9 protein-coding genes and 1 pseudogene are annotated in these 9,295 nt (G+C 68.0%); 7 read left to right on the top strand and 3 right to left on the bottom strand.

From position 1 onward, the window contains the following. Positions 1 to 602: Mur ligase family protein (locus tag Q0716_RS06795; protein ID WP_299021232.1), on the bottom strand; the 602-nt coding region annotated here is incomplete at its 3' end. 110 nt (positions 603 to 712) lie between these two features. On the opposite strand from Q0716_RS06795, the gene ppc reads away from it, so the two are divergent. Genes ppc through argG form a run of 4 tightly spaced genes read left to right on the top strand, consistent with a single transcriptional unit; the run spans position 713 to position 5,648 of the window. Beyond that, entirely contained in the window at positions 713 to 3,532 is a 2,820-nt protein-coding gene (gene ppc, locus Q0716_RS06800) for a phosphoenolpyruvate carboxylase (protein ID WP_299021236.1), read from the top strand. Positions 3,533 to 3,553: 21 nt separating this feature from the next. Continuing rightward, positions 3,554 to 3,901, top strand: a complete 348-nt coding sequence (locus Q0716_RS06805) for an ArsC family reductase (RefSeq protein WP_299021238.1) — start codon at positions 3,554 to 3,556, stop codon at positions 3,899 to 3,901. Between the two features lie 43 nt (positions 3,902 to 3,944). Then, complete coding sequence (locus tag Q0716_RS06810) at positions 3,945 to 4,271, top strand: pyrimidine/purine nucleoside phosphorylase (RefSeq protein WP_299021241.1); 327 nt, start codon at positions 3,945 to 3,947, stop codon at positions 4,269 to 4,271. Between the two features lie 51 nt (positions 4,272 to 4,322). Next, positions 4,323 to 5,648, top strand: a complete 1,326-nt coding sequence (gene argG / locus Q0716_RS06815; protein WP_299021244.1) for an argininosuccinate synthase — start codon at positions 4,323 to 4,325, stop codon at positions 5,646 to 5,648. A 13-nt stretch (positions 5,649 to 5,661) separates the two neighbouring features. Here argG and Q0716_RS06820 read toward each other — a convergent pair whose 3' ends face one another. Next, positions 5,662 to 6,702 (bottom strand): alpha/beta hydrolase, encoded by a 1,041-nt coding sequence (locus Q0716_RS06820; protein ID WP_299021246.1) that lies wholly within the window; start codon positions 6,700 to 6,702, stop codon positions 5,662 to 5,664. A gap of 126 nt (positions 6,703 to 6,828) precedes the next feature. On the opposite strand from Q0716_RS06820, the gene Q0716_RS06825 reads away from it, so the two are divergent. Further along, positions 6,829 to 7,290 carry a hypothetical protein gene (locus Q0716_RS06825; RefSeq protein ID WP_299021248.1) on the top strand — a complete coding sequence of 154 codons (462 nt, stop codon included), beginning with the start codon at positions 6,829 to 6,831 and terminating at the stop codon, positions 7,288 to 7,290. A 3-nt stretch (positions 7,291 to 7,293) separates the two neighbouring features. On the opposite strand, the gene murB is transcribed toward Q0716_RS06825, so the two are convergent. After that, positions 7,294 to 8,349, bottom strand: coding sequence for a UDP-N-acetylmuramate dehydrogenase (gene murB / locus Q0716_RS06830; RefSeq protein WP_299021250.1), 1,056 nt, complete (start codon positions 8,347 to 8,349; stop codon positions 7,294 to 7,296). A gap of 47 nt (positions 8,350 to 8,396) precedes the next feature. On the opposite strand from murB, the gene Q0716_RS06835 reads away from it, so the two are divergent. Together Q0716_RS06835 and Q0716_RS06840 are read left to right on the top strand one after the other, a co-directional pair. Continuing rightward, entirely contained in the window at positions 8,397 to 8,882 is a 486-nt protein-coding gene (locus tag Q0716_RS06835; RefSeq protein ID WP_299021253.1) for a YajQ family cyclic di-GMP-binding protein, read from the top strand. Between the two features lie 29 nt (positions 8,883 to 8,911). After that, a pseudogene (locus Q0716_RS06840) lies at positions 8,912 to 9,295 on the top strand (phosphodiesterase); the annotation flags it as partial.

The following is a 9,295-nucleotide window of genomic DNA, read 5'->3' on the forward strand; positions in this document are numbered from 1 at the left end:
AGAATGCCCGCTTTTTCGACACCGATCGCCTCGCGGTTGGGCCCCAGGTATTCCATGTGATCCAGATCGACACTGGTGATGACGGCGCAGTCGGCGTCCCAGACGTTGACGGCGTCGAGCCGCCCGCCCATGCCGACCTCCAGGATCAACACATCCGGATCGCGGGCCAGCAACGCGTGCACGAGCGCCAGCGTGGTGAACTCGAAGTAGCTCAGCACGACCGGCTCGCCCGCCGACCGCGCCGCCTCCACGGCGGCAAACGACGGCACCAGATCGGCATCCGCCATCGGCACCCCACCGAGCCGCGCGCGCTCGGCAAAATGCACGAGATGCGGCGACGTGTAGAGCGCGGTGCGGTAGCCGGCGGCACGGTAGATGGCCTCCAGCATGGCGCAGGTCGAACCCTTGCCGTTGGTGCCGGCCACCGTGATGACGGGACAACGCGGCTGCACCGCGGCCCCGAGCCGGCGCGCCACGGTCTGCACGCGCTCTAGGCCCAGCGTGATGCGCTGGCCATGCAGCCGCTCCAGGTGGGCCAGCCAGTCGGCGAGGGAGGCCGCGTCGGACGGGGGTGGGAGGTGGGGTTCGGATGCTGCGGTCATGACCGAGAAATGCGACGAAAACCACATTGTGCAACGCAGCGCGTGCGATGCGGGGCGCCCAACACGGCAAAATGGTGCATGAAGCGATACTGAGCACACCATTGACCGACATGTCCCGCCCCACCGACGCCGCGCCCGCCAAAGACCAACCGTTGATCGACGACATCCGCCTGTTGGGCCGACTGCTCGGCGACGTCATCCGCGAGCATGAAGGCGAGGACACCTTCGCGCTCATCGAGCGCATCCGGCAGCTGTCGGTGGCGTTTCGGCGCCATGCCGACACACGCGCCGACCGTGAACTCAAGCGCCTGCTGCACGCCCTGAGCGACGCGCAAGCGGTCAGCGTGATTCGCGCCTTCACCTATTTCAGTCACCTGGCCAACCTGGCCGAAGACCGGCACCACATCCGCCGACGCGAGGTGCACGAGCGCGCTGGGCACATCCAGCCCGGCAGTCTGGACCACACGTGGCAGCGACTGCGCCGCGCGGCCATCGGGGGCGACACCATCGCCGAGACGCTGCGCCAGGGCCTAGTGTCACCGGTGCTGACCGCGCATCCGACCGAAGTGCAGCGTGCCAGCATCCGCGAGGCGGAAGGCGACATCGCCCGCCTGCTGGCGCAGCGCGACGCGATCCGCGCACGCGCGCTTGCCGCTGGCAGCCGCCACGGCGACCGCGTCAGCGCGCGCGAGCTGGCCGCCAACGAAGCGCTGCTGCGCGCGCGCATCACGCAACTGTGGCACACGCGGCTGCTGCGTTTTACCAAGCTGACGGTGGCCGACGAGATCAAGAACGCGCTGGCCTACCACGAACGCACCTTCATCCCAGAGGTGCCGCGCCTGTACGGTGATATCGAGACCGCGCTTGGCGGCACGCCGGTGGCGCCGTTTTTGCGCCTGGGCCACTGGATCGGCGGCGACCGAGACGGCAATCCCAACGTCAACGCCGACACGCTGTGGCTGGCGTTGCAGCGCCAGTCGGATGTGATCCTGCGCCACTACCTGCGCGAAGTGCACGCGCTGGGCGCGGAGCTGTCCCTGTCGGCCATGCTGCTGCCCGCACCCGCAGCGCTACAAGCCCTGGCCGAGGCGTCGCCCGACACCAACGAGCACCGGCGTGACGAGCCGTACCGACGCGCCCTGATCGGCCTGTACGCCCGGCTGGCAGCCACACTGACGGCGCTCAGCGGCGGGGTGGCGGCGCGCCATGCGGTCGCGCCGCAAAACCCGTATCCCGATGCAGCGGCCTTTTTGGCCGACCTGCGCGTCATCGAGGCCGCGCTCATCGAGCAGGGCTGCGCGGCCTTGATCGAGCCGCGCCTCAAACCCTTGATCCGTGCCGTGGAGGTGTTTGGTTTTCACCTGGCCACGCTGGACCTGCGGCAGAGCTCCGACCAGCATGAGGTGGCTGTGGCCGAGCTGCTGGCGCGCGCGCGCATCGCGCCGGACTATTCCACCCTGGATGAGGGGGGCAAGCAGCGCCTGCTGCTGCAGGTGCTGGCCGACCCGCGCCCGCTGCAAATCCCCGACGCCGCCTACAGCGCCGTCACCGAGCGCGAGCTGGCCATCTTCCGCGCCGCACGGGAGGCACGCCGCCGCTACGGCGCAGCCGCCATCCGCCATGCCATCATCAGCCACACCGAAGCGGTGAGCGACCTGCTCGAGGTGCTGGTGCTGCAAAAAGAAGCCGGCCTGCTGCACGGCCAGTGGGGCGAGGACGCGCGCGCCGAGCTGATCGTCGTGCCCCTGTTCGAGACCATCGAAGACCTGGAGCAAGCACCGCGCATCATGGCGGAATATTACGCGCTGCCCGGCGTGGCCGCGCTGGTCCACGCCGGCGGCCCGCTGGAGTACGGCGAGCAAGAGATCATGCTCGGCTACTCCGACAGCAACAAGGATGGCGGGATCTTTACCAGCAACTGGTCACTCTACCAGGCCGAGGTGGCGCTAGCGGCGCTGTTCGACCGGCTGTCGGCCGAACACGGTCGGCCGCTGCGGCTGCGCCTGTTCCACGGCCGCGGTGGCACGGTGGGGCGCGGCGGCGGCCCCAGTTACGAGGCCATCCTGGCGCAGCCCGCCGGTACGGTGCGCGGGCAAATCCGGCTCACCGAACAAGGCGAGGTGATCGGCTCCAAATACGCCAACCCCGACATCGGGCGGCGCAACCTCGAAACGTTGGTGGCCGCCACGCTGGAGGCCACGCTGCTGCCACCGCGTCGGCCGGTGCCGGCGCGCTTCCTGCGGGCCGCGCAAGCGCTGTCGCAGGCCAGCCGCGCCGCCTACCGGGCGCTGGTGTACGAAACCCCGGGGTTTGCCGACTATTTCTTCCACGCCACGCCGATTCGCGAAATCGCCGAGCTCCACATCGGCTCGCGCCCCGCATCGCGCAAAGCCACCCAGCGCATCGAAGACCTGCGCGCCATCCCTTGGGTTTTTAGCTGGGGACAATGTCGGCTGACGCTGCCGGGCTGGTACGGCTTCGGCAGCGGTGTGGCCGCACTCGAGGCCGACCTAGGGTGCGACGCTGCGCACGCGCTGCTGCGCGAGATGCACGCGCGCTGGCCCTTCTTTGCCACGCTGCTGAGCAACATCGACATGGTGCTGGCCAAGAGCGATCTGGCGCTGGGTGCCCTCTATGCCGAGCTGGTGCCCGACGCCCGGCTGCGCCGGCGCGTCTTTGGTGCCATCGAAGCCGAGTGGCACCGCACGCACGCCGCGCTGCGTGTCATCACCGGACACGAGCAACGGCTGGCCACCAACCCCGCGCTGGCGCGCTCGATCGAGCACCGCTTTCCGTATATCGACCCGCTGCACCATCTCCAGGTGGAACTCATCCGCCGCTACCGAGCCGGCCGACAGGACGAAAAGGTCAAACGTGGCATCCACCTGTCGATCAACGGCATCGCCGCCGGCCTGCGCAACACCGGCTGACGCTGCGGTAGGATCGGCGCCATGATCGAGATGTATGGCATCCCCAACTGCACGACAGTCAAAAAGGCCCGGGCGTGGCTCGACGAGCGTGGCATCGCTTATCGATTTCACGACTTCAAAAAAGACGGGCTCCCGGTGGCCCGCCTGGACGCGTGGCTGGCGGCACTGGGCTGGGAAGCGCTGCTCAACCGCCGGGGCACCACATGGCGCCAGCTCGACGAGGCCACCCGCGCCGCCGTGGTCGACGCGGCCAGCGCCCGCGCGCTGATGCTGGCGCGGCCCAGCGTCATCCGCCGCCCCGTGGTCGAGTGGGGCAGCGAGCGCATCACGGTGGGCTTCGATCCCGACGACTGGCCCCTGCCCCGCTGACCCGCCGCTCATGGCTGGCGGCAACGCCTACAATCGGGCGGTTATGAACGCCATCACCGACACCCTCGACGGCGCCGCCGTGACCACGCGCGCCAATGTCTATTTCGACGGCAAGTGCGTCAGCCACACCGTCACGCTGGCCGACGGCACGCGCAAATCGGTCGGGGTCATCCTGCCCTCGACCCTGACCTTCGGCACGGGCGCCCCGGAAATCATGGAAGGCGTGGCCGGCCACTGCGAAGTCCTGCTGCCGGGCGAGACCGCGTGGCGGCGCTACGGGCCCGGAGAGCGCTTCGCCGTGCCGGGCCAGGCTCAGTTCCAGATTCGCGTCGATGGTGAGCCCTACCACTACATCTGCCATTTCGGCTGAGATCGTTCCTGCGATCGTCGCTGCCTCTGACCCTGCCTGTCGTCCACTCTCATGTCCACCATCCTGCAAAGCCTGCCCGTCGGCCAGAAGGTCGGCATCGCGTTTTCCGGCGGCCTCGACACGAGCGCCGCGCTGCTGTGGATGCGCCAAAAGGGTGCCATCCCCTACGCCTACACCGCCAACCTGGGCCAGCCCGATGAGCCCGACTACGACGCCATCCCGCAGCGCGCGCTGGCCTACGGCGCGGAAAAGGCCCGGCTGGTGGACTGCCGAGCCCAACTGGCCGCTGAAGGGCTGGCCGCCCTGCAGTGCGGGGCGTTTCACATCAGCACCGCGGGCCTGACCTACTTCAACACCACCCCGATCGGGCGCGCGGTCACCGGCACCATGCTGGTGGCGGCGATGAAGGAAGACGACGTCCACATCTGGGGCGACGGCAGCACCTTCAAGGGCAACGACATCGAGCGCTTTTACCGCTACGGCCTGCTGACCAACCCGCAGTTGCAGATCTACAAGCCCTGGCTGGACCAGACCTTCATCGACGAGCTGGGCGGGCGCAAAGAAATGTCGGAGTTTCTGATTCGCCACGGCTTCGACTACAAGATGTCGGTGGAGAAAGCCTACAGCACCGACAGCAACATGCTGGGCGCCACGCACGAGGCCAAAGACCTCGAACACCTCGACGCCAGTATCCGTATCGTCAACCCGATCATGGGCGTGCCCTTCTGGCGCGAAGACTGCGCCATCGCGCCCGAAGAAGTCACCGTGCGCTTCGAGGAAGGGCGACCGGTGGCACTCAACGGCCGCGAATACCCGGACTTGGTCGAGCTGTTCCTGGAAGCCAACCGCATCGGCGGCCGCCACGGCTTGGGCATGAGCGACCAGATCGAAAACCGCATCATCGAAGCCAAGAGCCGCGGCATCTACGAGGCCCCGGGCATGGCGTTGCTGTTCATCGCCTACGAGCGGCTGGTCACCGGCATCCACAACGAAGACACCATCGAGCAGTACCGCGACAACGGCCGCAAGCTGGGCCGCCTGCTGTACCAAGGCCGCTGGTTCGACCCGCAAGCCATCATGCTGCGCGAGGCCGCCCAGCGCTGGGTGGCGCGCGCCATCACCGGCGAAGTGACGCTGGAGCTGCGCCGCGGCAACGACTACTCGATCCTCAACACCGAAAGCCCCAACCTCACCTACCCCCCCGAGCGCCTGACGATGGAAAAAGGCGCCTCGGTGTTCAGTCCGCGCGATCGCATCGGCCAACTGACGCTGCGCAACCTGGACATCAGCGACACGCGCGACAAACTGAGCATCTACACGCAGGCGGGCTTGCTGGCCATCGGCCAGGACGGCGATCTGCTCAAACTCGGCCGTTGAACGACCAGGGGTGTCAATGCCCCTCGCGTGCCCAGCGCACGATGCGCTCGGCCAGGCGCGACGTGGTGCCGGGCGAGCGGATTTCGCCCGCCAGCACGTGCTGCTCGGGGTCGGTGCTGTCTTCCACCGCCTCCATCACTTTGACGGGGCTGCCCAGGCGCACGAAAACGCTGGCCGTCTGCTGTGGATCGACCGTGCGGTCGCGCGAGCTGAACAGCACCAGCACCGGCGTGCGCACCGCGGCCCAGTCGCCCGCTCGCACGCGCTCGACCAGCGCCATCATTGGCAGCAGCGCCTGCACCGGATAGACGCGCGTCCAGCCCGCCTCGATGCGAGGGTCGTCGGCCGGCTTGCCCACCGTGCCGCCCGTGATCGCCTGCGCGATCTGCGCGCCCCACGGGCCGGTCAGCCACTCGGTGCGCTTGTCCTGCGGGCCAAAGTTGGGTGAAATCCACACCTGCCGCTCGATCGGCACCCCGGCCGCATCGGGGCGCTGTGCCAGCCATGCCCCCAACGTTGCGCCGGTGGAGGTGCCGATGAGCAGCACGCGCTCGCCGATGGCATGACCGATGCGCACCGCCTCCACCGCGTCGGCGAGCCAGTCTTGCGGCGTGGCCTGCGCCAGCGCCTCGGCGGGCAGACCATGGCCGGTCAGACGCGTGTGAAACAGGTTGGCACCCAGGGCGCGTGCCACTTCCTCGGCCAGGGGCTGCGTCTCCACCCGCGTGGCCGTGAAGCCATGCAGATAGACCACCGCCCACGGCGTGCGCTGGCCGCGTGGCCCGTGCCAGACGACTCCCTTGGCCGCCCCAGGGCGCAGCCCCGCGTGTGCGGCCTCCTGCGCGGCCAGCCAATCGTCCAACTGCGCCAGCGCCACCGGCGGCTGCGGCCGCGGTGCCGGTTCGTCGGGGCCGTAGGCATAGCGAGGCCCAGCGAACCAGGCCAGCATCCCCAGCACGACCAGTAGCGCCAGCGCCCCTGCGAGTCGGTGCCGCACCCTGCCCGCCACTGCCGCAGGCAGATCCTGTTTCTGTTTCAGCTCTCGTTGCGCCATGGTCGCTACTGTAACCAGCCGTAACAAACTTTTCTCGTTGCAAGAAACCCTTGGCGACGGCAATGCGTTCCCCAAAAATGCCATCGACGTCATCCGAATCCCGCACTCACTACCGGAACCGCTCTCATGTGGATACAAGCACCGCTCGACGCCTCGCAAATCGACCTGATCAACCGCCTGCAAGCGGGCGTCGTGCCGTCGCCGACTTACCCGCTCACCTGCCCCAACGCGAAGGACGGTCAGCACGCCTTCGCTGCCGGCTACGTCGGGGTTTTGGTGGCACAGCGCCGCGGACTGGTGTGCCCCACCTGCGGGCACACCCAATCTTGGCTGCCGGCCTCGGTGTTGGCGTGCACCCAGCGTGAACCACTCGCCGCCGCCGGCAACCAGCGGCAGCGGATGGAACGAGCCCGCCAGCGCGCGATCGCGGATTTTTCCGCTCTGCTCAGGCAAGGCTATTTGAGCGCGCAGTCCATGGTCGAATCGCTGCAGAGCGCCTCGCTGCCCGTCGACGACGGGCACTTGGCTGCCTCCCACGCGCCAGACGACCCGACCCGCGTGCCAGCACTGGCCGCGTTGGCCGCCTGAGCGTCACCCGACCACGACCGGCTCCGGCTCGAGCCGGATGCCGAAGCGCTCGTAGACGCTGGTCTGAATCAGGCGCGCCAGCGTCATCACCTCGCCGCCCGTGCACGGGTGCTCGGCATCGCCGCGGTTGACCAGCACCAGCGCCTGCTTCTCGTACACGCCGGCGTGGCCGACGGTCTTGCCCTTCCAGCCGCAGGCGTCGATCATCCAGCCGGCGGCCAGTTTGACGGAACCGTCCGGCATCGGGTAGTGCACGACCTTGGGGTCGCGGCCGATGATGTCGGCGCACTGCTCCGGCGTGACGGTGGGGTTTTTGAAAAAGCTGCCCGCGTTGCCCAGGACGGCCGGGTCGGGCAGCTTGGCGCGCCGAATCTCGCACACCCAGTCAAAAATCTGTCGCGGCGTCGGATGGGCGATTCCGGTTTCGAGCACCTTGCGCGCCAGATCCTGATATCCCAGCTCGGGCCGCCACAGTCGCGGCAGCCAGAAGCGCACGCGGGTGATCAGTGCGCGGCCCTTAAGCCCCATGCCGCATGCACCCGCGCGCACATGCTTGAAGACCGAGTCGCGGTAACCAAACGCGCAGTGCTCGTGCCGCAAGGTCAGGCGCTCGCCAGTCTCCAGGTCGATGGCGTCGAGCGAATGGAAGCGGTCCTGCAGCTCGACCCCATAGGCGCCGATGTTTTGCACCGGTGCCGCCCCCACCGTGCCGGGGATGAGCGCCAGATTCTCCAGCCCCGGCCAACCCTGCGCCAGCGTCCATTCCACGAAGGCGTGCCAGCGCTCACCGGCACCGGCCTCGACCAGCCAGCCACGCTCGTCCTCGCGAAGCAGGCGCCGGCCCGGGATTTCGACCTTGAGCACCAGCTGGCGCAAATCCCCCGTGAGCACGATGTTGCTGCCCCCGCCCAGGATAAAGGTCTCCTGCGGCCGCCAATCCGGATGGCGCACCAGGGCCAACACGTCGTCTTCGCTGCGGATGCGCGCCAGGCGGTGCGCGCGCGCCGCGATGCCGAACGTATTGAGGGGCTGCAACGGCACGTGGTTCTCGACTACCATGCACGGATTGTCGCAAACCCGCTTGCCTGATCCCAAGGACCCCATCCATGCCGTCGTTCGATACCGTGCTCGAACCCAACCTGGTCGAAGTCAAAAACGCCGTCGAGCAGACCCAACGCGAAATCGGTACCCGTTTCGATTTCAAGGGCTCCAGCGCCGCCGTGGAACTCAAGGACCACGACATCACCATCACCGCCGACAGCGACTTCCAGCGCCAGCAGGTAGAAGACATCCTGCGCGCCAAACTGGCCAAGCGCAACGTCGATGTGCGCTTTCTGGACCCTGGAAAAGTCGAGAAGATCGGCGGCGACCGCGTCAAGCAAGTCTTGCGCGTGCGCAGCGGCATCGCCACCGAGGACGCGAAAAAAATCCAGCAGCTCATCAAGGGCAGCAAGCTCAAGGTGCAAGCCGCCATCCAAGGCGACGCGGTACGCGTCAGTGGCGCCAAGCGTGACGATCTGCAGACTGCCATCGCGCTCATTCGCAAGGAGATGGCGGAGCTGCCGTTGAGCTTTACCAACTTCCGCGACTGACCCCAGCGCGCCGCCCCGCAGGAGTCGCCATGGCGCTGACCGCCGCACCCGATCCCGCCTACGATGCGATGCCGGACTGGATGGCCCGCTGGACGGGGCTGGAAACCCAGCTCGCCGCACTACTGGCCGCCCCGCAGCAATACCCCGATCTGACCCAGCGGCTGGAGCGGCTGCTGGGTGAGGCACAAAAGCGGCTTGCGCTCGACGAGGACGCGACGCTGTACTGGCTGTTCCAGCTCACGGCATCGACCACGGTGGGCTACAGCGCCGCGCATGCGATGGCCTGCTGGGCCATGTGCCGGCTGCTCGCCCCCGTCGTTGGCCTGCCGGCGCCCGAGCGTGATGCGCTGGAGCGCGCCGCGCTGACCATGAATATCGGCATGACGCGGCTGCAAGATGCCCTGGCCGCGCAG

The organism is uncultured Tepidimonas sp. (assembly GCF_938045175.1).
Taxonomy (GTDB): Bacteria; Pseudomonadota; Gammaproteobacteria; order Burkholderiales; family Burkholderiaceae_C; genus Tepidimonas.

What these genes read in the sequence shown, in the direction of transcription:
- Q0716_RS06805 (WP_299021238.1), top strand. Translation starts at nt 3,554, where the DNA reads ATGATCGAGATGTATGGCATCCCCAACTGCACGACAGTCAAAAAGGCC.
- Q0716_RS06810 (WP_299021241.1), top strand. Translation starts at nt 3,945, where the DNA reads ATGAACGCCATCACCGACACCCTCGACGGCGCCGCCGTGACCACGCGC.
- Q0716_RS06820 (WP_299021246.1), bottom strand. Translation starts at nt 6,702, where the DNA reads ATGGCGCAACGAGAGCTGAAACAGAAACAGGATCTGCCTGCGGCAGTG.
- ppc (WP_299021236.1), top strand. Translation starts at nt 713, where the DNA reads ATGTCCCGCCCCACCGACGCCGCGCCCGCCAAAGACCAACCGTTGATC.
- murB (WP_299021250.1), bottom strand. Translation starts at nt 8,349, where the DNA reads ATGGTAGTCGAGAACCACGTGCCGTTGCAGCCCCTCAATACGTTCGGC.
- Q0716_RS06825 (WP_299021248.1), top strand. Translation starts at nt 6,829, where the DNA reads ATGTGGATACAAGCACCGCTCGACGCCTCGCAAATCGACCTGATCAAC.
- argG (WP_299021244.1), top strand. Translation starts at nt 4,323, where the DNA reads ATGTCCACCATCCTGCAAAGCCTGCCCGTCGGCCAGAAGGTCGGCATC.
- Q0716_RS06835 (WP_299021253.1), top strand. Translation starts at nt 8,397, where the DNA reads ATGCCGTCGTTCGATACCGTGCTCGAACCCAACCTGGTCGAAGTCAAA.